The organism is Pseudomonas sp. SCPG-7 (assembly GCF_002156405.1).
GTDB classification, from domain to species: domain Bacteria; phylum Pseudomonadota; class Gammaproteobacteria; order Pseudomonadales; family Pseudomonadaceae; genus Aquipseudomonas; species Aquipseudomonas parakoreensis.
In genome coordinates this window covers 56036-78415 of the sequence record NZ_MVOO01000021.1, presented here as the reverse complement: position 1 = coordinate 78415, position 22380 = coordinate 56036, and the positions used below count along the sequence as shown (strand labels likewise).

21 protein-coding genes are annotated in these 22380 nt (G+C 61.2%); 9 read left to right on the top strand and 12 right to left on the bottom strand.

From position 1 onward, the window contains the following. Positions 1 to 117: 117 nt before the first annotated feature. A complete protein-coding gene (locus tag B1722_RS26025; RefSeq protein WP_086794838.1) occupies positions 118 to 1038 on the bottom strand; it encodes a TauD/TfdA family dioxygenase in 921 nt (306 codons plus the stop codon). A 181-nt stretch (positions 1039 to 1219) separates the two neighbouring features. On the opposite strand from B1722_RS26025, the gene B1722_RS26020 reads away from it, so the two are divergent. Continuing rightward, the gene (locus B1722_RS26020) at positions 1220 to 2140 is read left to right on the top strand and encodes a LysR family transcriptional regulator (protein WP_041071095.1); all 921 of its coding nucleotides are present in this window, start codon (positions 1220 to 1222) and stop codon (positions 2138 to 2140) included. A 77-nt stretch (positions 2141 to 2217) separates the two neighbouring features. On the opposite strand, the gene B1722_RS26015 is transcribed toward B1722_RS26020, so the two are convergent. Beyond that, entirely contained in the window at positions 2218 to 3231 is a 1014-nt protein-coding gene (locus B1722_RS26015) for an ABC transporter substrate-binding protein (protein ID WP_086794837.1), read from the bottom strand. Between the two features lie 397 nt (positions 3232 to 3628). Here B1722_RS26015 and B1722_RS26010 point away from each other — a divergent pair, with 397 nt between their 5' ends. From B1722_RS26010 to B1722_RS26000, 3 genes are read left to right on the top strand one after another with little or no spacing between them, the layout of a single operon-like run. Next, a complete protein-coding gene (locus B1722_RS26010; protein WP_086794836.1) occupies positions 3629 to 5227 on the top strand; it encodes an ABC transporter permease in 1599 nt (532 codons plus the stop codon). After that, entirely contained in the window at positions 5224 to 6039 is an 816-nt protein-coding gene (locus tag B1722_RS26005; protein ID WP_086794835.1) for an ABC transporter ATP-binding protein, read from the top strand. The genes B1722_RS26010 and B1722_RS26005 overlap by 4 nt, the downstream gene beginning before the upstream one ends. Positions 6040 to 6053: 14 nt before the next feature. Further along, complete coding sequence (locus B1722_RS26000; RefSeq protein ID WP_086794834.1) at positions 6054 to 7664, top strand: arylsulfatase; 1611 nt, start codon at positions 6054 to 6056, stop codon at positions 7662 to 7664. Positions 7665 to 7768: 104 nt separating this feature from the next. On the opposite strand, the gene B1722_RS25995 is transcribed toward B1722_RS26000, so the two are convergent. Continuing rightward, entirely contained in the window at positions 7769 to 8842 is a 1074-nt protein-coding gene (locus B1722_RS25995; protein WP_041071080.1) for a fatty acid desaturase, read from the bottom strand. A gap of 100 nt (positions 8843 to 8942) precedes the next feature. Here B1722_RS25995 and B1722_RS25990 point away from each other — a divergent pair, with 100 nt between their 5' ends. After that, positions 8943 to 9947, top strand: coding sequence for an AraC family transcriptional regulator (locus B1722_RS25990; RefSeq protein WP_041071077.1), 1005 nt, complete (start codon positions 8943 to 8945; stop codon positions 9945 to 9947). 131 nt (positions 9948 to 10078) lie between these two features. On the opposite strand, the gene B1722_RS25985 is transcribed toward B1722_RS25990, so the two are convergent. Next, complete coding sequence (locus B1722_RS25985; protein WP_041071074.1) at positions 10079 to 11464, bottom strand: heavy metal sensor histidine kinase; 1386 nt, start codon at positions 11462 to 11464, stop codon at positions 10079 to 10081. After that, positions 11454 to 12134 (bottom strand): heavy metal response regulator transcription factor, encoded by a 681-nt coding sequence (locus B1722_RS25980; RefSeq protein ID WP_041071071.1) that lies wholly within the window; start codon positions 12132 to 12134, stop codon positions 11454 to 11456. Before B1722_RS25980 ends, B1722_RS25985 begins: the two co-directional genes overlap by 11 nt. 136 nt (positions 12135 to 12270) lie before the next feature. On the opposite strand from B1722_RS25980, the gene B1722_RS25975 reads away from it, so the two are divergent. Beyond that, on the top strand, positions 12271 to 12633 hold the full coding sequence (locus B1722_RS25975) for a heme-binding protein (protein ID WP_086794833.1): 363 nt from the start codon (positions 12271 to 12273) through the stop codon (positions 12631 to 12633). 11 nt (positions 12634 to 12644) lie between these two features. Beyond that, positions 12645 to 13055: a hydroxyisourate hydrolase gene (uraH, locus tag B1722_RS25970; protein WP_086794832.1), complete on the top strand. Its 411-nt coding sequence runs from the start codon at positions 12645 to 12647 to the stop codon at positions 13053 to 13055. A 165-nt stretch (positions 13056 to 13220) separates the two neighbouring features. Here uraH and B1722_RS25965 read toward each other — a convergent pair whose 3' ends face one another. Beyond that, complete coding sequence (locus tag B1722_RS25965; protein WP_086794831.1) at positions 13221 to 13898, bottom strand: Crp/Fnr family transcriptional regulator; 678 nt, start codon at positions 13896 to 13898, stop codon at positions 13221 to 13223. Between the two features lie 85 nt (positions 13899 to 13983). On the opposite strand from B1722_RS25965, the gene B1722_RS25960 reads away from it, so the two are divergent. Continuing rightward, entirely contained in the window at positions 13984 to 14511 is a 528-nt protein-coding gene (locus B1722_RS25960) for a DUF962 domain-containing protein (protein ID WP_041071062.1), read from the top strand. An 87-nt stretch (positions 14512 to 14598) separates the two neighbouring features. Here the strand turns inward: B1722_RS25960 and B1722_RS25955 are convergent, their stop codons facing one another. The 6 genes from B1722_RS25955 to dibA form a co-directional block, all read right to left on the bottom strand. Then, the gene (locus tag B1722_RS25955; RefSeq protein ID WP_086794830.1) at positions 14599 to 15588 is read right to left on the bottom strand and encodes a sulfate/molybdate ABC transporter ATP-binding protein; all 990 of its coding nucleotides are present in this window, start codon (positions 15586 to 15588) and stop codon (positions 14599 to 14601) included. Between the two features lie 3 nt (positions 15589 to 15591). Further along, positions 15592 to 16464, bottom strand: coding sequence for a sulfate ABC transporter permease subunit CysW (gene cysW / locus B1722_RS25950; RefSeq protein ID WP_007952817.1), 873 nt, complete (start codon positions 16462 to 16464; stop codon positions 15592 to 15594). A gap of 13 nt (positions 16465 to 16477) precedes the next feature. Next, positions 16478 to 17296 (bottom strand): sulfate ABC transporter permease subunit CysT, encoded by an 819-nt coding sequence (cysT, locus tag B1722_RS25945; protein WP_027611147.1) that lies wholly within the window; start codon positions 17294 to 17296, stop codon positions 16478 to 16480. Between the two features lie 173 nt (positions 17297 to 17469). Further along, on the bottom strand, positions 17470 to 18483 hold the full coding sequence (locus tag B1722_RS25940; RefSeq protein ID WP_041071052.1) for a sulfate ABC transporter substrate-binding protein: 1014 nt from the start codon (positions 18481 to 18483) through the stop codon (positions 17470 to 17472). Positions 18484 to 18618: 135 nt separating this feature from the next. Further along, positions 18619 to 18801, bottom strand: a complete 183-nt coding sequence (gene oscA / locus B1722_RS25935; protein ID WP_039772974.1) for a sulfur starvation response protein OscA — start codon at positions 18799 to 18801, stop codon at positions 18619 to 18621. 290 nt (positions 18802 to 19091) lie between these two features. After that, positions 19092 to 21011, bottom strand: a complete 1920-nt coding sequence (gene dibA, locus B1722_RS25930; protein WP_086794829.1) for a phosphodiesterase DibA — start codon at positions 21009 to 21011, stop codon at positions 19092 to 19094. A 147-nt stretch (positions 21012 to 21158) separates the two neighbouring features. Between dibA and desA the strand changes: the two genes are divergently transcribed. Next, positions 21159 to 22343, top strand: coding sequence for a delta-9 fatty acid desaturase DesA (gene desA, locus B1722_RS25925; protein ID WP_041071041.1), 1185 nt, complete (start codon positions 21159 to 21161; stop codon positions 22341 to 22343). The last annotated feature ends 37 nt before the right edge of the window (positions 22344 to 22380 follow it).

Sequence of the window (22380 nt, the reverse complement as noted above, 5' to 3'; positions counted from 1 at the left end):
AGGCCGGTTGAGGGCTTTTCCTCAACCATAGAATCTCCCACAGGTTTTGCGTTGTTCACATCCTTTGTGTCCGACACCAATCTCTGTGGGAGCTGGCTTGCCAGCGATGGAGCCTTATCAAACGCCGACGATATCCGCGCCTTTAATGGTCTGACTACGTTGCCCCGAAGCCCCAACCGGCACTTCCCCCTTGAGCGTCACCCGCCGCACGATGCGATCCTGAGTGCCGTAATCATCAATCGCATAATGCTGCGTCGACCGGTTGTCCCAGATCGCCACATCGCCCGCTTTCCAGCGCCAGCGCACGGTGTTTTCCTGACGAATCACATGGCTCTGCAACAAGCCGAACAGGTGCGCCGAATCGGCTTGCGAATAACCCTTGATGCGTTTGACGAAGTGCCCCAGCAGCAAGCTCTTCTCGCCGCTGATCGGATGCACACGCACCACTGGGTGCTCGGTCTCGTAGACGGTCGAGGTGAAGATTTTGCGATAGCGCTCGAGCTTCTCCGCCGACACGTCCGGCTTGGCCCCGGCGTAGTCGTATTCATTGCTGTGCACGGCGACCAGTTTGTCCGCCAGCTCGCGCAGTTCGGTCGGCAGTTCGTTATAGGCGGTCGCGGTGTTGGCCCACAGGGTGTCGCCACCGAAGGCCGGGGCCACCACCGAGCGCAGGATCGAGGCTTTGGGGTAGGCGTCGACGAAGGTCACATCGGTGTGCCAGGAGTTGGCGCGCTGGCCCTCGGCGCCGTCCAGCTCCAGCAGATAACGGGTGCCATCACGCACCGGCACGGTCGGATGCGCCACGGGCTCGCCAAGTAGATGCGCGAAGGCTTCCTGGCGCTGATCGTCGAGCTGGGTCTGTTCACGGAAGAACACCACCTTGTACTGGATCAGCGCCTGCTGAATGGCTTCAACCGTGGCGGCGTCCAGTTCTCCGGACAGGGGCACGCCCCAAATCTCGGCGCCGATACGACCGGCCACCGGATGGATTTCCAGCGCGTGGACAGCGGGTTTTACAGCGAGTGCGGCATTGCTCATGGGTAGACCCTCATCGACTGCTTGCGGTTGGGCGACAGCGAAACATGGCTCTATATATATTCCATTTACATCTAATAGATATTCACATGCTTCGTTGACGGAATAAGAGCTTGCATTTAAAACCTCAAGCAACCCTCGTCGCAAATGCCTTCGAGCTATTTTTAGGATGCCGGGAAAGCATATGGATCTTCGCCAGTTGCGCTACTTCATCGCCCTCAACGAACACCGCAGCTTTGTCCGTGCGGCGGACGCGATGGGCATCACTCAACCGGCGTTCAGCCGCAGCATTCAAGGGCTGGAGCAAGAATTCGGCTGCGTGCTGGTGGATCGCGGCAACAAGGATCTGCGCCCCACACCCGAAGGCCAGGTGGTGCTGCAACACGCCCTGACCCTGGTGCAGGGCGCGGCGTTGCTCAGCGCTGAAGTGACGCAAATGACCAAGCTTGATGCCGGGGAGCTGCACTTTGGTTGCGGCCCGGCGCCAGCGGTGAAACTGGTCCCGGATGCGGTGGCGCAATTCATCAACGCGCACCCGAAAGTACGCACCTGTTTTCAGGTGGATAACTGGGAAAAGCTCAGCCGCGCGCTGAGCCGCGAAGAGATCGAATTCTTCATCGCCGACATCCGCCATTTCGAGGCCGATCCAAACTTCCAGACCCAGGCCCTGACGCCCAAGCGCGGGGTGTTTTTCTGCCGGCCCGGGCACCCGCTGCTGGCCAAGGAAAGCCTGTCGACCAACGACATGTTCGACTACCCGCTGGCGACCACGCTGATCCCGCCAGGGATTCGCAAACTGCTGGCGAATCTCAGCGGCCGGATCGATTTTTCGCCGACCATCGAGACCGAGCATTTCCCGGCGCTGGTGAAAGTGGTGCTGCAATCCAATGCGATTGGCGTGGGCACGGAAGAGGCGTTCGTCGAAGACATTGCCCAAGGTTCACTGGCGCTGCTGCACTGGCGCAACCTGCCACAGAATCTGGAGAGCATGAATGCGCGCTGCGGGATTGTCAGTCGTACCGGGTTTCGCCTGTCGCCCGCAGCGCGGGCGATGATCGAGACGTTGGTAGCGGTGGATAAGCAGGAAGTCAGCGTCGCGGTTTGAAGATCAAAAGATCGCAGCCTCTCTTACAGAGAACGCATTCCCCTGTAGGAGCTGCCGAAGGCTGCGATCTTGTGATTTTAAAGCTTGGCCGCCGCCAACTCAGGCGCCACCCAATCACTGACCTTGAACGGTTTGCGGATCAGTTTCTGCTGCGCCGCCAGATCCACCGAGTCCTGCAATTTGCCGAGGAACACCGGGTCCAGCGTCGACGGGAACACTTCGCTGAGTTTCTGATCCTGCAGGTCCTGGGTCAGGATCAGCGGTGGATAACTCGCCAGCCCCGACACCAGTTGCACGTAGGCATCCTTGTTGCTGTCCTGAGTCAGCCACTCCACGGCTTGCTGCTGCGCCTTGAGCAGCTTTGCCACGACCTGCGGATGCTCGTCGACAAACTTGCCGGTGCCCACCAGCACTGACTGCACACTGCCGGCGCCACCCAGATCCTTGGTGTTCAGCGGCAATTCCGCCAGCCCCTTGGCTTGCAGGGCCGTCAGCCCGGAACTGCCCCACGATGCGTCGATCTGTTTAGCCGCCAATGCCGCCACCGCCGCATTGAAGTCGAGGTTGATCACCTTCAGATCCTTTTCGCTCAGGCCCTGACTGGCCAGCGCCGCATCAAACGACAACTGCGTGGCGGTGCCACGGAAGATCGCCACGCGCTTGCCCTTGAGATCCTGCAAAGTCTTGATCCCCGAACCCGGGACTACGCCCAGATATTGCTTCACGCCACGCGCGCTGGCGCTGAGCAAACGTGTGTCGAGGCCATTGGACTTGCCGATGATCGCCGCCAGGTCGCCCAGATACGCCAGATCGACTTGACCGTTGGCAAACGCCTCGTTGATCACCGGCCCGGCGCCTTTGAAGAAGCTCCATTGAATCTTGATGCCCTGATCGGCGAAGGCTTTTTCGAAGATCTGCCGATCACGCAGCACATCCACCACACCGCCGCCGCTGTGCTGGGTGCCGGCGCTCAGGTCAGGGACGGCGATCCTGATCTCCTTGAGTTCATCGGCCTGCGCGGTAAACGCCAGCAGGCCCGCCAGTGCCGGAATGGCAAACAGACTGAAAACTCGTTTGAAGGGAAGGTTCATGGGTGCGGCTCCTTGATTACGACGGGCGTTGAGAAGCCGAAAGTAGGCCGAAGCGTGACCTTCGCTTAAATACTATAAATGCACATTTTTATAGCCATTAACGCTAAGCAAGCAACAACGTGGGCTGCAGCGGCGTATGCATTAACAGCATCGAAAATATTCTTCGAATGCATTGGATGCGCATCGGGCTGCAGGCCTTAAATGGCGCTGCTTATCTCCAAATTCAATATTTTTTATATCGCTTATAACAATTGGTTTATAGCTAATACCACTAGAGATCGCAGCCTTCGGCAGCTCCTACAGGGGCGAATTCACGGACGCGTCCCCCTGCAGGCGCTGCCGAAGGCTGCGATCTTTTGATCCTGCTCCCGATCCAACCCGACAACGGAGGTCACCCATGGCCCGTGATTCCCTGCTCAGCCTGCCGCTTCCCGCGCCACCTCTGAAAAGTCGACGGGTGTGGCCAAGTCTCAACCAACGCCTTTTGCCATGGTTGCTGCCGATCAGCCTGTTCGCTCTGTGGTGGCTAGCCGCGCGCAATCAATGGATGAGCGAGCAGATCTTGCCGGCGCCATCGCTGGTGTGGAACAGCGCCGTCGAGCTGTCCCAGGGCGAGCTGTGGAGTCATTTGTGGATCAGCCTGCAACGTCTGCTCTGGGGCTTGCTGGCAGGGATCTCAGCTGGTGCGCTGCTGGGTGCCGCGCTGGGCTTCAGCCGTCGCCTCGAACGCCTGGTCTTCCCGACGTTCGCCGGTCTGGCACAGGTACCGACGCTGGCTTGGATTCCGCTGTTCATGGTGTTTTTCGGCATCGGCGAAGTATTGAAACTGGTGGTGCTGATCAAGGCCATCGTGGTGCCGGTAACCCTGCACACCTTGGTCGGCGTTCGTGATGCACAACCGAAACTGCGCGAAGCCGCCGCCGTGTTGCGCCTGCCGTCGTACTTGCTGATCCGGCGTCTGGTGCTGCCCGCCGCACTGCCAGCGTTCATGGCCGGCGTACGCCTGGCCCTGGCCGCTGGCTGGACGTCCTTGCTGGCGGTGGAGCTGCTGGCGTCCAGCGAAGGCATCGGATACCTGATGGTCTGGGCACGGCAACTGTTCATGCTCGACATCGTGTTCGTGTGCATCGTCGTCATCGGTGTGCTCGGCGTGGCGATGGATCGCGGCATCGGCTTTCTCGACCGCAAACTGGTGCACTGGCCGCACCCGGCGACCGCAGAAATCCGCCGTGGCCCGCGCTATGAAGGCTGGCAGCGGCTGCAACCGTGGCTGTTGCCGCTGAGCCTGATCGGTTTGTGGCAAGTGGCGAGCGATCAGCAGTGGGTCGATGCGAACATTCTGGTCAGCCCGTTCGCGGTGCTGGAGACAACAAAAAACGGCTTGCTCGACGGCACGCTGATCAGCGGCATGGCGTTGAGTCTAGGTCGTACCCTTGGCGGCTTGCTGCTGGGCGGCGGACTCGGTTTCGCCCTCGGCTTGCTGCTGGGGCTTTCACGCACCAGCGAACGACTGCTCGGCCCGACCCTCGCCGCCATCCGCCAAATCGCGATTTTCGCCTGGGTGCCGCTGCTCACCGCGTGGTTCGGATTGGGTGAATTGGCGAAGTGGGTGTTCGTTGCCCTCGCCGCGTTCTTTCCGTTGTTCATCGCCACTCAGCGCAGCGTCGCCAACCTCTCGCCACAACTCAACGAAGCCGCGCAGGTGCTGCGCCTGAGCCTCGGCCAGCGCCTGCGCCGTCTGGTGCTGCCGGGCGCGGCGCCGGGGATTTTTGCCGGGCTCAGGCTGAGCCTGATCTACGCCTGGCTCGGCACCATCGGCGCCGAATACTTCATGCCGTCCAACGGCGGCATCGGCAGCCAGATGATCGGCGCCCAACAACTGCTGCGCATGGACCTGATCATGGCCGGAATGCTGCTGGTCGGCCTCACCGGCGCCCTGCTCAACCTCATCGGCCAACGCCTGGAAATTCGCGCCACTCGCTGGAGACACGCATGAACGCACCGATTGTCAGCTTCACCCACGTAGGCAAATCCTTCGACGTCGACGGTTTCGAACTGGAGGCGATTCGCGAATTCAACCTCGACATCGCCGAGGGCGAATTCGTCGCCATCGTCGGGTCCAGCGGTTGCGGCAAATCCACCTTGCTGCGTTTGCTGGTGGGTCTGGATACGCAGTTTCGCGGGCAGATCAGCGTCGATGGCAAAGCCGTCAGCGGCATTGGTGGCGAGCGCGGCATCGTGTTTCAGGAGCACCGTTTGTTCCCGTGGCTGACGGTGGCCGACAACATCGGTCTCGGTCTGGTCAACGAAGCATTGAGCGCCGCCGAAAAGCAGCAGCGCATCAACGATTTCATCGAGCTGGTCGGCCTGCGCGATTTCACCCGGGCCTATCCGCACCAACTCTCCGGCGGCATGGCCCAGCGCGTGGCGATTGCTCGCGGACTGGTCGCCAGCCCACGGATTCTGCTGCTCGACGAACCGTTCGGTGCCCTTGATGCGTTGACCCGTCAGCAGATGCAGGACGAACTGCTGGCGATCCGCGACCGGGCGAAAATCACCACGATTCTGGTCACCCACGACGTCGAGGAAGCGATCTTCCTCGCCGACCGCGTGGTGGTGATGGAGCCGCGTCCGGGACGGATCAAGCAGGTGGTCGACATCGCCTTGCCGCATCCACGTCAGCGCAGCAGTTTCGACTTCCATCAGTTGCGTGAAGAGCTGCTGCACGAACTGACCAGTGACGACCATTACCAACCGAGCCTGCCGGTGCAGATCCGCGATCTGCCGCTGTCGTTCATTGCCTGTTGAGAGGAGCTGTATCGATGCCGCAACGCCCCAACTTTCTGGTGATTCTGGCCGACGATCTCGGCTTTTCCGACATCGGCGCCTTCGGTGGCGAAATCGCCACGCCGAACCTCGACGCGCTGGCCAACAATGGCCTGCGCCTGACCGATTTCCACACCGCGCCAACCTGCTCGCCAACCCGTTCGATGCTGCTGACCGGCACCGACCACCACATCGCTGGCATCGGCACCATGGCCGAAGCGCTGACCCCGGAGTTGATCGGCAAACCGGGTTATGAGGGCTATCTCAACGACCGCGTTGTGGCCCTGCCCGAGCTGCTGCGCGAGGCCGGCTATCAAACCCTGATGAGCGGCAAATGGCACCTCGGCCTGACGGCTGAGCTGGCGCCGCAGGCGCGCGGGTTCGAGCGTTCCTTTTCGCTGCTGCCGGGGGCGGCCAACCATTACGGCTTTGAACCGACCTACGACGAACACACCCCTGGCCTGCTGAAATCGACGCCAGCGCTGTACATCGAAGACGACACCTTTATCGATGAGCTGCCCAAGGATTTCTACTCGTCGGACGCCTTTGGCGACAAGCTGCTGCAGTACCTCAAGGAGCGCGATCAGAGCCGGCCATTCTTCGCTTATCTGCCATTCTCCGCACCACACTGGCCGTTGCAGGCACCGGCTGACATTGTCGAAAAATACCGTGGTCGCTACGACGCCGGTCCCGAAGTCCTGCGTCTGGAACGCCTGGAAAAACTCAAGGCGCTGGGCCTGATCGAGCCGGATGTCGAGCCGCATCCGCTGATTCAATTGAATGCGCAATGGGCTGCGCTGAGCGCTGAGCAACGACAGATTTCCGCGCGGGCCATGGAGGTTTACGCGGCGATGGTCGAGCGCATGGACTGGAACATTGGCCGGGTGGTCGATTACCTGCGCCAGCAGGGCCAACTCGATAACACCTTCATCCTGTTCATGTCCGACAACGGCGCCGAGGGTGCGCTGCTGGAAGCGTTCCCCAAGTTCGGCCCGGAACTGCTGACCTACCTCAACCAGCATTACGACAACAGCCTCGACAACATCGGTCGTGCCAATTCCTACGTCTGGTACGGGCCGAGCTGGGCGCAAGTGGCGACCGCGCCATCGCGGCTGTTCAAGGCGTTCACCACCGAAGGCGGGATTCGCGTACCGGCGCTGTTGCACTATCCGCAATTGCCAATCAAAGGGCAGATCAGCCACGGTTTCGGCACGGTGATGGACATCACCCCGACGATTCTCGATCTGGCCGGCGTGCGCCATCCGGGCAAGCAATGGCACGGCAAACCGGTGGCGCCGCTGCGCGGCAAATCATGGCTGGGCTTTTTGTCCGGCGAGACGGCGCAGGTGCATGACGAGCACACCGTCACCGGCTGGGAATTGTTTGGCCGCCGGGCGATTCGCCAAGGGTCGTGGAAGGCGGTGTGGATCCCCGGGCCGGTGGGGCTGGCGACCTGGCAGCTGTATGACTTGAGCAGCGATCCGGGGGAGATTCATGATCTGGCGTCGAGTCAGCCGGACAAGCTCAACACCTTGATCGGGCATTGGCAGAAATATGTGGAGGAGACTGGGGTGATTTTGAGTGCTTCGCCGTTTCAGCCGGATTGAGGTTGCCTGATCCGGCGCCTTCGCGAGCAAGCTCGCTCCCACAATGGAAATGTGTTCCCCAGTGGGAGCGGGCTTGCCCGCGAAGAGGCCCGCAAACTCTCCTATCAAGCCTGAGCCGTACGCGCCTCCCCCGCTACCACTTCATCCTTGCGAACAAACCGGTTAGCCCGCCCAAACGTGCCGAAATCATTGAACCGCACGCCCATCTCACGCATCACCTTGTGCGCCACCGGCACGGTCAGCTGCCGGATGTAAAACGGTTCCTTCACCACGAAATGATGAATCCCGTGGCTGCTGCCGAAGTTGAAGCAGAACGCCTGCAGTGGCCACAACCACCACGGGTTCAACACCTGGCATTGCTGCAGCACGTTGCCCGCCTCGATGTCGCCGTAGTAATGCATGTTCGAGCTGATGAAATGCAGGCAAAAGGTGCGCAGCACGTTCGGGCCGATGATCACCACTGCCGCGATGTCGATCACCTGCATCACTGACAACGTGGTTGCCGACCATTCAATCGGCGAACCCATGAGGTAAGCCACGCCATTTGCCGCGTGGAAGCCGAGAAACACGTACCACGCGCCCCAATGCACCAGCGCCAGCGGCGCGTAAACCTTCAATGTACGTTTGATGATGTTGATTTTGTGTGCCCAAGTCCTGGCCCGCAGCATGCGGATGAACGCCGACATAACGTTGTCGCCGACCATCAGCAGCCGCGCAAAACCCCATGGTTCGCCGTTGGTGATTGCACGCTCTTCCATATCGGTTTCGGTACCGGAAACCTTGTGGTGATTGAGGTGCAGATGGCGGCGGATCCACGGATTGATCGTGCTCGGCCGCGCCAGCCACACCAGGCCCATCATCAGGTTGTGCGGCACGCGTTGTTTGCGGAAATACATGCTGTGGATCAGGTCGTGTTCCAGTTCATGGGTCAAGGACGCGAAAAACGCGTTCAGCAGCAGGCACACCCACCACGCCATGTGGCCAGTGATGTACAGCGCCGCCGAACCGACCATCCCGGCCAGAGCGAAGGCCAGAATCCCCGCACCGAGAGCGTCCTGATGCTGCAGGATCGGGTAGCGCTCACGCAGTTCGACGCCTTTGGCCAGCACCACTTCGCGAATATGCGCTGATCGCTGGGCAGCATTGTGTCGCTGGGGACTTGCAGAAGTACGGTCCATGCTTCCATCCTCTGTTTATTGATGTTTGCATCCTGCCTTGCGAACGCTTTATTGATGGTAGCCGTGAACGCCAACCTGTTGACCGGAAGCGCCAATCAGCATGAAGGAACCGACCTCGCTCGCCAGCTGGACCCGTGCCTTGCGCAAGCAACTCGATGCGCTGGGGCTGGACAGTCTTGGCCTGTGCCAACAGGCCGGGCTCGATCCGCAGTTGATGGATGACCCGAACGCGCGTTATCCGTTGTCCGGCACCACGCGCCTGTGGCAACTGGCAGTGCAGTTCAGCGGGGATCCGGCGATCGGCCTGCGAGTGTCGCGGTTCGTCAGCCCGACCACGTTCCATGCGCTCGGTTACGCGCTGGTGGCCAGCGGCAGCCTGCGGGAAGTGTTCGAGCGCATCGTGCGTTATCACCCGGTGGTCAGCGATGCGCTGGAACTGGAACTGAGCCGCAGCGATGACCGCTATCTGTTTCGTCTGAAGATTCCGTCAGGCAATCCGGCGCCGGCTTTCGAAGCCATCGACGCGTTTGCCGCGATCTACGTGCGCACCTGCCGCAATCGCCTCGGTCGCGATTACGCGCCGCTGGCGGTCTACCTGCGCCGCCCGGAACCGTCCGATGCACATCAGTGGCACAAAGTGTTCCGCGCCCCGGTGCATTTCTCCTGCGCCGAGGATCGCCTGGAGTTCTCCCTTACCGACTTCGACAGCCACCTCGATGACGCCAACCCGGAACTGGCCGAACACAACGAGGCGGTGCTCAAGCGCACCCTGGCCCAGCTCCAACCGCTGACCTGGGAGCGCAAGGTGCGCGACGCCATCGAAGAGCAACTGCCCGAAGGCGAACCCAGCGCCGAACGCATCGCCCAGGCCTTGCACCTGAGCCTGCGCAGCCTGCAACGGCATCTGGCGGACGAGGGCTGTCGCTTCGACACGCTGCTCAACGAAAGCCGCGAAAACCTCGCGCTGCTGCATCTGCGCGATCCGCAGTGTTCGTTGAGTGAGGTCAGTTACCTGCTGGGATTTGCCGACACCAGCAGCTTCAGCCGCGCGTTCAAGCGCTGGACGGGAATGACGCCGGGGCAGTTTCGCGATCAGTTGCGCTGATTGATCCGGAATGTGTGCTGAACCTACTGGACTCTTCGCGGGCAAGCCCGCTCCCACAGTGTCCGCGCCGTACCCAAAACTCATGTACGCCCGATAACCTGTGGGAGCGGGCTTGCCCGCGAAGGCGCCCGTCAGACAACCTCAAAACCCAGCTCGAACACCGTACCTGCAGCATCACTGCTCACCCGCACCCGCCCGCCATGCAACTGCATGATCGACTGCACAATCGCCAGCCCCAACCCACCCGAATCTCCAGGCTGCGCCCGTGAAGGGTCGACGCGATAGAAGCGGTCGAACAGTTTGCCCAGATGCTCTGGCGCAATCACCGGGCCGTGGTTGTGTACCTGCAACCAACACACACCCGCCTCATCACGGCGGCGCAGGCTGATCAGCGTGCCTTCATCGGCGTGGCGCACCGCGTTGGCCAGCAAATTACCCAGGGCGCGTTGCAGCAGTTGCTGGTCGGCCAACAGTTCGCCGTGCAGCCGGTTTTCCAGGCGCAACTGGCGATCATCGGCCAGGGCTTCGAAGTATTCGCACAGCTCGCTGCCGACGCCGTGCAGATCCAGTGTTTGCAAGTCGAGCGCGCGCTCCGCCTGCTCGGCGCGGGCGAGGAACATCAGGTTCTCGGCCATGCGTTTGAGGCGTTCGAATTCTTCCATGTTCGACGCCAGCAACTCCTGATACTCCGCCGTGCTGCGCGGGTGATTCAGCGCCTGGCCGTTGCTGGCGAGCAAGGTGTGCAACGGCGTGCGGATCTCGTGAGCCAGATCGGCCGAAAACTGAGACAGCCGCTGCACGCTGTCGTCCAGCCGCGCGAGCATGCCGTTGAGCGCCTGTACCGGTTCGAGCAGTTCGGCGGGGGTGCCGCTGGCGGGCAGACGCTGATCGAGGCTGCGCAGATCAATGCCGCGCACCGCCGCGCTTAGCTGGCGCAACGGTTGCAGACCACGGCGCAGCAAAACCAGGCCCAGCGCGAACGCCAGCAACGCACCGAGCCCGACGGCCAGGTACAGGCGCAAGCGATAACTGGCGAGCATCTGTTCCCGTTCAGTGAGCACCTTGCCGGCGATCACCGTCAGTGGCTCGCCGTTCGGGCCTTGGGCTTCACCGGACAACAGCGCCAGCTCGGCGCCGTCCGGCGCCTGCCAGGTCAGCACATCGCGACGCTGCGGTGTTTGCTCGCGCGCGATTGCGTTCAATGGCGGCAACTCACGCTGGCGCGGATTGATCGCGATCACGTTCGAGCCATCGGCACGCCGCACCAGCAACAGGCTGTCGAGGTTACCGAGCATGTTCTGATAGAGACGTGGCCGCGCCTGCAAGGCGCCGAGGCTGTCACTGTCGGCGAGCAAGGCGCGCACCTGCTCCAGACGGCCGAGCAACGCCAAGTCATCCCGATAGGCGATCTCCGAGTCGAGCGAGCGGTAGAGAAACACACCGATCGCACTCAACACCAACGCGCAAACCACGGCGAACGCCAGCGCCAGTCGCCAGGCGATCGACCTAGACCGCATCGTCGGGCACCTCCAGCTGATAGCCGACGCCGCGCACGGTGTGGATCAGTTTCGGCATGAACGGGTCATCGACCTTGGCCCGCAGGCGGCGCACCGCGACTTCGACCATGTTGGTGTCGCTGTCGAAATTGAGGTTCCACACCTGCGAGGCGATCAACGTGCGTGACAACACTTCGCCCTGACGGCTGGCGAGCAGTTGCAGCAGGGCGAATTCCTTGTTGGTCAGGGCAATGCGCTGGCCGCCGCGACTGACTCGACGCCGCAGCACGTCGATTTCCAGATCGGCGATGCTATAGGACTCGGCCTCGCGCAGTGGCCCGCGCCGCAGCAGCGTGCGCACCCGCGCGAGCAATTCGGCGAAGGCGAAAGGCTTGAGCAGATAGTCGTCGGCGCCGAGTTCGAGGCCGCGTACGCGGTCTTCGATGGCATCCTTGGCGGTCAGGAACAGCACCGGGGTGGCGCCGCGCTGGCGGATCAGTTGCAGCAGTTGCCAGCCATTGAGGCCCGGCAGCATCACGTCGAGGATGATCAGGTCGTAGGCCTGCTGCTCAATGAAATAGCGCCCATCGAGGCCATTAAGCGCTACGTCCACGGCAAACCCCGATTCGCCCAGGCCCTTGGCCAGGAAATTCGCAGTCTTGGCTTCATCTTCTACAACCAGCAAACGCATGGCACACCTCGATTGATCAGGCACACAGGCTAGGCGCCTTCGACGGCGTTGCCCATTACAAACTTGTAATCCGACTGACGGAGTTCTGACGAAGACCGGCGATTAAGGTGACGACCTCAGCTGTTGGAGCCTGTCCATGACCGTCAAATACCTTGCAGCCAGCCTCGCCCTCGGCCTCAGCGCCAGCGCTTTCGCCGCCCCTGAACTGCCGCGTCACGCTGACCTCGACCTGAAAACCGCACGCCTGCTGGCCGACACCGCGCTGTCGACGAAAACCCCGACCCGGCTGTTCGCCGAGCGCGCCCGCAGCAACCCGGAAACCGCCAATCTCAACACCCTCGACGAGCTGTTATTGCTTGGCGGCGGGATCCCGTTGTTCGCCGGCAATGAGTTGGTCGGCGCCATGGGCGTGGCCGGTTCCGGCGGCGGCGAGCAGGACGAAAGCTGTGCCATCAAGGCCGCCGAAAAGACCGGCCTGACCCTTACCCGTTCCCAATAAGGAGACTGACCATGACCACCCTGCGCATGACCTTCGCCGCACTCGGCCTGAGCGCGCTATCCAGCCTTGCGTTGGCCGCCGGCAATCCACTGAGCGTACACGTGCTCAACCTGGAAAACGGCCTGCCCTCGCCGGGCGTCAATGTGACGCTGGAAAAACACGTCGGCGAAAACTGGCAGCCACTGGCTCAGGGCACCACCAACGAACAGGGGCGCATCGCCGAACTGTTCCCGGCCAAACAGCCTTTCGAGGCGGGCGAATACCGAGTGGTATTCAAGACCGGCGAGTATTTCGAGAAGAACAAGCGCGAGACGTTTTTCCCGGAGATCCCGGTGATATTCCAGGTGAAGCAGACTGACCAGCACTACCACATCCCGCTGCTGCTCAGCCCTTATGGGTTCTCGACCTATCGCGGTTCGTAAGCCGCACTCCTTCAGGTTCTGTGGTTTGCCTCAAAGATCATGGATAGTTGAGAACCCTGTGGGAGCTGGCTTGCCAGCGATGGCATCAGTTCAGCAAGCATGCATGTCGACTGATACACCGCAATCGCTGGCAAGCCAGCTCCCACAGTGGAATGGTGTGAGTTTTCAGACAGTGGCGACGGCGCGCAATCGCTCGGCATCGAGAATCTCGATCTCGCCATACCTCAGCCCGATTATCCCCTGCGCCTGCAGATCCTTGAGGATCTGATTGGTAGTCTGGCGTGAGAGCGACAGCATCGACGCCAACTGCTCTTGCGGCAATTGCAGGACCCGGCGTGGCGCATCGATTTCGCCGTAGCCCTCGGCGATCATCAGCAAGCGATGGGCCAGGCGAGCCGGGGCCGGCAGCAGGCTCAACTGTTCGAGATTGATGAAGGTCAGGCGCAGTTTGTGGCTCATCAGCAATGCCAGATGGCGCCAGTACACCGGGTGTTCATCGAGGATTTTCAGCAGCGTGGCCTGCGGGATATTCAGCAGCGTGCACGGCCCGACTGCATACGCATCGTGAGTGCGCGGCTGGCCGTCGAACAGGCAGATTTCGCCGAACCAGTGCGGCGCCTCCACCAGGCTCAGCAACGCCTCCTTGCCCTGCTCGCTCACCGCGCCGATGCGGATCGCGCCGTCGAGCACCGCGTACAAGCCGCAGGGCGGATCACCGCGCTGGAACAGGCGCTGCCCCGCCGTCAGCCGCCGCACCCGGCCCGCCGCCAGCAGACTATCCTGAAAGGATGCCGGCAGATGACTGAACCATTGCCCGGTCAGCAGCCGTGAACGCTTATCCATCATGATCACTCCCAACTGTCGCCTGCCTGACAGAGCGAACGCCGAACCCGAGGCATGCTGCACGCACCCTACAGGAGGAACAACAATGAAAAGCCTCGTCGACCATCTCAGTCAATACGCCGCCTACCACCGCGACCCGCGCAACATCGCCAGCCACTTTATCGGCATTCCGCTGATCGTGGTGGCGGTGGCGGTGTTGTTGTCGCGACCAGAATGGTCACTGGGCGGCTTGTGGATCTCTCCGGCGGTCCTGCTGGCGCTGGCGTCGGCGTGGTTCTACCTGCGCCTGGAACTGAAGCTGGGCGTGCTGATGACGGTGCTGATGGGCCTGTCGGTCTGGGCCGGGCATGCGCTGGCGCAGCAGAGCACCATGGTCTGGCTCAGCAGCGGCCTGGCGATGTTTGTGATTGGCTGGGTGATCCAGTTTGTCGGGCACCATTACGAGGGGCGCAAACCGGCGTTTGTCGATGATGTCAGCGGGTTGATTGTCGGGCCGCTGTTTGTCGTGGCCGAAGTGGCGTTCCTGCTCGGCATGCGCCATGAGTTGAAAGCGCAGATCGAGGCGCGGGTGGGGGTGGTGCGGGTCAATCCGAATCGCAAAGCGGCGGCTTAGGCCGCTTGAAAGATCGCAGCCTGCGGCAGCTCCTACATTGGAATGCATGTCCCTGTAGGAGCTGCCGAAGGCTGCGATCTTTTGACTTTAGAGGCTGGCGACTTTCTGCCAGACCTTCGGCTTGAAGAACAGGGTTTCACCCTTGGCCAGACCGATCAGGCTGTCGTGATCCTTCACCACTTCAGCCTCGATCAGATCCGTCTGCCCTTCTACCTTCAACGTCACCCGCGTGGTCGCGCCCAATGGGCGAATATCACGCACTTCAGCGGCGTGATGATCTTCCAGCTCATGCCTGGACAACGACACTTCGTGTGGACGGAACAGCACGTGGTTGTCGTCGCTGAGCAACAAGCGGTTGGAGTCGCCGAGGAAGTGATAAACGAAGTCGCTGGCCGGGTTTTCGTAGACGTCACCCGGTGAGCCGATCTGTTCGATCACGCCTTTGTTCATCACCACGATGCGATCGGCGACTTCCATCGCTTCTTCCTGGTCGTGGGTCACAAATACCGAAGTCAGGTTGATGTCTTCGTGCAGGCGCGCCAGCCAGCGGCGCAGCTCTTTGCGCACCTTGGCGTCGAGGGCGCCAAACGGCTCGTCGAGCAGCAGCACTTTCGGTTCCACCGCTAACGCGCGCGCCAAAGCGATACGCTGACGCTGGCCGCCGGACAGTTGCTCCGGGTAGCGATCGGCCAACCAGTCCAGTTGCACCATGTTCAGCAGTTCGTGGACCTTGGTCGCGATCTGGCTTTCGCTCGGGCGCTGGTTTTTCGGTTTCATGCGCAGGCCGAACGCGACGTTGTCGAACACCGTCATGTGGCGGAACAGCGCGTAGTGCTGGAACACGAAACCGACGTTGCGATCACGCACGTCGTGGCCGGAGACGTCTTCGCCGTGAAACACGATGTTGCCCTGATCCGGAGTTTCCAGACCGGCGATGATCCGCAGCAGCGTGGTCTTGCCGCAGCCGGACGGGCCGAGCAGCGCCACCAGTTCACCGCTCTGAATGTCCAGGCTGATGTTGTCCAGCGCCTTGAACGCATTGAAATTCTTGCTGACGTTACGCACTTCGATCGACATGAATTATTCCTCCGCGGCGCTGGCGCGCAGGCGGTTGATACGGTTTTCGCTCCACTGCTTGAGCAGCAGGATGAAGAGCGCCAGGATCAGCAACAGGCTCGCCACGGCGAACGCGGCTACGTGGTTGTATTCGTTGTAGAGGATCTCGACGTGCAGCGGCAAGGTGTTGGTCACCCCGCGAATGTGCCCGGAAACCACCGACACCGCACCGAACTCACCCATGGCGCGCGCAGTACACAGCACCACGCCATAGATCAGGCCCCATTTGATGTTGGGGACGGTGACGTGCCAGAACATTTGCCAACCATTGGCGCCAAGCAGCCGCGCGGCCTCCTCTTCCTGCGTGCCCTGCTCCTGCATCAGCGGAATCAGCTCACGGGCCACAAACGGCACGGTGACGAAGATCGTCGCCAGCACGATGCCCGGCAGGGCGAAGACGATCTGGATGTCGTGATCCTGCAGCCACGGCCCGAACAGGCCCTGCGCACCGAACATCAGCACGTAGACCAGACCTGCGATCACCGGCGACACCGAGAACGGCAGGTCGATCAGCGTCACCAGCATGCTCTTTCCGCGGAACGAATATTTGCTCACACACCATGCGGCGCTGACGCCGAACACCAGGTTCAGCGGCACCGAAATCAGCACCGCGATCACCGTGAGTTTCAGCGCCGACAAGGCGTCCGGTTCAAAGATCGCGGTGAAGAATGCGCCGAGGCCGTTCTTCAAACCCTGCGACACCACGATGAACAGTGGCAGTACCAGAAACAGGAAAAAGATCAGCCAGCCAAGGCCGATCAGGATTCTGCGCGAAGTGGCACTGCCACGCCGCGCAGCGTTGGCCGAGGACGCGGCCGCAATAGACGATTGGGACATGGTTCGCGCCTCCTTATGGGGTTTCGATGCGCCGCTGCAGCAAGTTGATCAGCAGCAACAGGACGAAGGAAACCACCAGCATCAGCACACCGATGGACGTGGCGCCGGTGTAATCGTACTGGTCAAGTTTGACCATGATCAGCAGCGGCAGGATTTCGGTTTTCATCGGCATGTTGCCGGCGATGAAAATCACCGAACCGTACTCGCCGACACCCCGGGCAAAGGCCAGGGCAAATCCGGTCAGCCACGCTGGCAACAGCGCTGGCAGGAGGATATGGCGGAACACCTGCAACGGTTTCGCACCGAGGCAAGCGGCAGCTTCTTCGACTTCACGCGGGATGTCAGCCAGTACCGGCTGCACCGTGCGCACCACGAACGGCAGCGTCACGAAAGTCAGCGCCAGGGTGATGCCCAACGGAGTGTAAGCGATCTTGAAACCGAGGTCGGCGGCGAACTGGCCGACCAATCCGGTCGGGGTGTACAGCGCGGTCAGGGCGATACCGGCCACCGCCGTCGGCAGGGCGAACGGCAGGTCGATCATCGCGTCGATGACCTTGCGCCCCGGGAAGGTGTAACGCACCAGCACCCAGGCCAGCAGCGTGCCGATGATGCCGTTGATGATCGCGGCACACAGCGCGGTGCCGAAGCTCAGCTTCAAGGCTGCCAGCACGCGTGGCGCGGTGATGATCGTCCAGAACTGATCCCAGGTGAGTTGGGCGGCGTGGACGAACATCGCCGCCAGCGGGATAAGCACAATCAGGCTGAGGTACACCAAGGTGTAACCCAGCGTCAGCCCGAAGCCGGGTATGACGGGGGAGATACGACGCGACATAAAAGTCCTTGGTTAAAAAGCATTCCGCTGAGCGCACCAATGTGGGAGCGAGCTTGCTCGCGAAGAGGGAGTATCAGCCAACTCTACGTCGTCTGACACTCCGCTTTCGCGAGCAAGCTCGCTCCCACATTTTCCGCGCCTGGCTTCAGGCTTGATGTGTGGCTGAAGTCAGATTACTGCGCCTGGTAGATCTGGTCGAACACGCCACCGTCGTTGAAGAACTTCGGTTGTGCGGATTTCCAGCCGCCGAAGTCCTTGTCGATGGTCACCAGTTCCAGTTTCGGGAACTGCTGGGCGTACTTCGCCGCCACGTCCTTGTCGCGTGGACGGTAGAAGTTCTTCGCGGCGATCTCCTGACCGGCCGGGCTGTACAGGTGCTTCAAGTAAGCTTCGGCAATCTGTTCGTTGCCCTTTTTCTCGGCGTTCTTGTCGACCACCGCCACCGGTGGCTCGGCCAGAATCGACAGCGACGGCACGACGATGTCGAACTTGTCAGCGCCGCCGTCTTCTTTCAACGCCAGGAACGCTTCGTTTTCCCAGGCCAGCAACACGTCACCCTGACCGTTGTTGACGAAGGTGATGGTCGAGCCACGAGCGCCGGTGTCCAGTACCGGAACGTGCTTGAACAGGGTCTGCACGTACTCTTTGGCTTTTTCTTCGCTGCCGCCGTTGGCTTTCAGGCCATAGGCCCACGCGGCGAGGAAGTTCCAGCGCGCACCGCCGGAGGTTTTCGGGTTCGGGGTGATCACCGAAACGTCGTTCTTGATCAGGTCGCCCCAGTCCTTGATGCCTTTCGGGTTGCCCTTGCGCACCAGGAACACGATGGTCGAGGTATACGGAGTGCTCGCCTCGGGCAGGCGCTTCTGCCAGTCGGCCGGCAGGGTCTTGCCGAGCTTGGCGATTTCGTCGATGTCGCCGGCCAGCGCCAGGGTCACCACGTCGGCGCGCAAACCGTCGATCACCGCACGGCCCTGCTTGCCAGATCCGCCATGAGATTGCTGGATTTTCACGGTGTCGCCGGCGTGATCTTTCTGCCAGAACTTGATGAATTCGGCGTTGTAGTCCTGGTACAGCTCGCGCGTCGGGTCGTACGACACATTGAGCAATTCGTAATCCTTGGCAACTGCAGAACCGGCAAACACGGCGCTGGCCAGGGCGGCCAAAGCGTAACGGCGAATCGACGACATGGTGAAAGCTCCTGGAATTCTTGGTGGTGGCTTTTTCTTATGAGTTGCGAAATCGGGTTGCCGGTAAAGATCACCGCCTGCGGCCACTCCTTTATTGATCCCCGACAAGGAGCGGGCGCAGGCGGTGAACTTCTGTCAGCTCGGTTTGTTACCCGGCTGCTGCAGACGGAATTTCTCTTTGCGCTCGATCTGCACGACCTGGGCGTTGTGCACAGTGATCTCCACCGCGCCGAAACGCAGATCGCGCAGGGCGCTCTGGATTTCCCGCAAGATGGTGCTTTCGTCCTGACCGTCAACGCTGCGAAGGGATGCGCTCATGGTGCTGCTCCTTTGAATGGGATATGCCTGGCAGTGGGCGGCACTGCGTTCGGCGTGGGAGCAATATAAGAGAGGCGCAGATATTCTTAAAAAGACTATTTAAGAATGTTTATATAACTAGAAAACATTATCTGACAGGCCAAGGGTTTGCGCGGTGTTCCCGCAGCGAAAGAACATCGCAACCCCTGTGGCGAGGGAGCTTGCTCCCGCTCGAGTGCCAAGCACTCGCCGTTATTTTGGGCCTGCTATGCAGTCCAGCGGGAGCAAGCTCCCTCGCCACAGGGTCGGTTTCAACCGATAAACGGTGCCAGCTCCCAATCAATCTCCCCCGCCGGCACTGGCCGCCCAAACCAGTAGCCCTGTCCCAAGTCACAGGCCTGCTCCAGCAGAAACGCCGCCTGCTCGGCCTGCTCGATCCCCTCGGCGTGCACCTGCATGCCCATGCTCCGGGCCAGCGCGATGATCACCCGGACGATCGCGGCGTCGTCCTCGTCCCAGGGCAACCCGGCGACAAAACCCTGATCGATCTTGAGCTTCTGCACCGGCAGGCGCTTGAGCCGCAACAGTGATGAGTAGCCGGTACCGAAATCGTCAATGGCCAGGCGAATCCCCAGTTCACGCAGATGATGCATCTGCTCCAGCGCCACTTCCGGATCATCCATCACCGCGCTCTCGGTGACTTCCAGTTCCAGAAAGGCCGGATCCAGACCGGTCTCGTGCAGCACCTGCGCCACCTGCTGGTACAACTCACGCCGGGCGAACAACCGCGACGACACGTTCACCGCGACGAACGACAGCACGACCCCCGCCTGCTGCCATTGGCACATCTGCGAACACGCCTGGCGCATCACCCAGGCGTCGATTTCAGCAATCATCCCGGTGCGCTCGGCAATCGGAATGAATTCCGCCGGCGACACCAGCCCGCGCTGCGGATGCTGCCAGCGCACCAGCGCTTCGACGCCAATCAGGCGACTGCTGCGCAAATCGTGAACCGGCTGGTAGTAGACCCGCAGTTCCTGTTGCTCCAGCGCACGGCGCAGCTCGAAAGCGATCTCGACCCGTTGCTGCGCGTGCGCGGTCAGCTCTTCGGTGTACAACGCGTAACCGTTGCGCCCGCTGCTCTTGGCCTTGAACAGTGCGGCGTCGGCATTGCGCAACAACTGATCGGCACTCAACGCGTCGCTGGGGAACAGGCTGATGCCGATGCTGGCGTTGATGAACAGCTCATGCCGGTCGATGCCGAAAGGCTCCTTGAGCGCATCGAGAATGCGCTGGGCCAGCGCCGCGGCTTGAACCAGTTGCGGACAACTCTCCGCCAGTACCGCGAATTCGTCACCACCTAGCCGCGCCAGCGTAATCCCGGGGCCGAACAGTTCCTGCAGGCGTGCCGCCACGGCTTTGAGCAGGCGATCACCGACGTTATGGCCGAGGCTGTCGTTGATCATCTTGAAGTGGTCCAGATCGATCATCAGCAAGGCGCAGCCGCGCTTGTGGATCTGCGCCGACGCCAGCGCCTGCTCGGCGCGGTCGCTGAACAACAGGCGATTGGGCAGGTCGGTCAGCGGGTCGTGGTGGGCGAGGTGCTTGAGTTCGTGCTCAGAGTCCTTGATCGCACTGATGTCGGAAAACACCGCCACGTAGTGGCTGAGGTGGCCCTGATCATCGTGAATCACGCGAATGGTCTGCCACTGCGGGTAAATCTCGCCGCTCTTGCGCCGGTTCCAGATCTCCCCGCTCCATTCGCCCTCGCTCTCCAGCGTGGCGAACATCGCCTGATAGAAGCCCGGCGGATGGTGACCGGACTTGAACAGGCTCGGCTGATGGCCGAGAACTTCCTCGTACTGATAGCCAGTGATTTCCATGAACGCACGGTTGACGTGCACGATCAGGCCCTCGCGGTTGGTGACCAGCACGCCCTCGCGGGTGCAGTCGAATACCGCGGCGGCCTGGCGCAGGCGTTCACGGTCGGCCTGCCGCTCGCGTAACCGCGCACCGATACCGAGAAATTCGCACAATCTGGCCCGTGCCAGGAAAATCAGGCCCGCGCTGACGGCAGCCCAGACGTAACCGTTGATCAGTTGCCATCGCTGCAGATCGACAGACTCATCAAAGAAACTGTTCAATAAGTAACCAGTGCCCTGCAGCCAGACAACAGCAAGCAACAGGTAAAGCAGCGCTGCACGGAGGGCATCGCGGTAAGTGGCAGGCATTCGGCTGTCCATGTCCCTACAAAAAAGGTTGGAATTATAGGTCAAGAAACATCCAGCGACTCTTATCTGAAAGGGCGACTGGTTTTATCTGTGTGCTTGGTGATAATGCAACGGCTGTTTTTATCTTTATCGAGGGCCCTATAGCCTATGTGGTACGAAGGTTTTCTTGGCTTGTCGGCCTGGTCACTGGTCGCGGTCACCCTGCTGATGACCCACGTGACAATTGTCGCCGTCACGGTCTATCTGCACCGTTACTCGGCCCATCGCTCGCTTGAGCTGAATGCCGGCCTGAAACACTTTTTCCGCTTCTGGCTGTGGCTGACCACGGCGCAGAACACCCGCGAGTGGACTGCCATCCACCGCAAACACCACGCCAAGTGCGAAACCGAAGATGACCCGCACAGCCCGGTGATCAAGGGTCTGTCCACCGTGCTGCGCAAAGGCGCCGAGCTGTATCGCGCCGAAGCCGAGAATCCGGAGACCCTGCGCATCTACGGCAAGAACTGCCCGGAAGACTGGATCGAGCGCAATCTCTACAGCCGCTATCCGCTGCTGGGTGTGGCGATCATGGGCGTCCTCGATCTGCTCCTGTTCGGCACCATCGGCATCACCATCTGGGCGATCCAGATGATGTGGATCCCGGTCTGGGCCGCCGGCGTGGTCAACGGCCTGGGCCATGCCATCGGCTACCGCAACTTCGAATGCCGCGACGCGGCGACCAATCTGGTGCCGTGGGGCATCCTGATCGGTGGTGAAGAACTGCACAACAACCATCACACCTACCCCAACTCGGCCAAACTGTCGGTGAAGAAGTGGGAATTCGACCTCGGCTGGGCGTGGATCAAAGTCTTCAGCTTCTTCAGACTGGCCAAGGTCCAGCGTGTGGCGCCGATTGCCCACCGCGTCGAAGGCAAGGGCCATCTGGACATGGACACCGCCATGGCGATCCTCAACAACCGCTTCCAGATCATGGCCCAATACCGCAAATTGGTGATCGGCCCACTGGTCAAGCAGGAACTGGACAAGGTCGATCATTCGGTACGCCATCAATTCCATCGGGCCAAACGCCTGCTGTCACGGGAAACCAGCCTGCTGGAAGATCGTCATCACTTGCGCATCCAGAACATGCTCGAGCACAGCCAGGCGCTGAAGGTCATTTACGAAAAACGCCTGGCCCTGCAGCAGATCTGGGTCAAGACCAGCGCCAATGGCCACGACATGCTCGCCGCCATCAAGGAATGGGTGCACGAGGCCGAGGCCAGCGGCATCCAGTCCCTGCGTGAATTTGCCGACCAGCTGAAAACCTACTCGCTGCGCCCCGCCGCAGCCTGACCGCCCTGAACGAATCCCCTCGCCACAGGGGATTCAT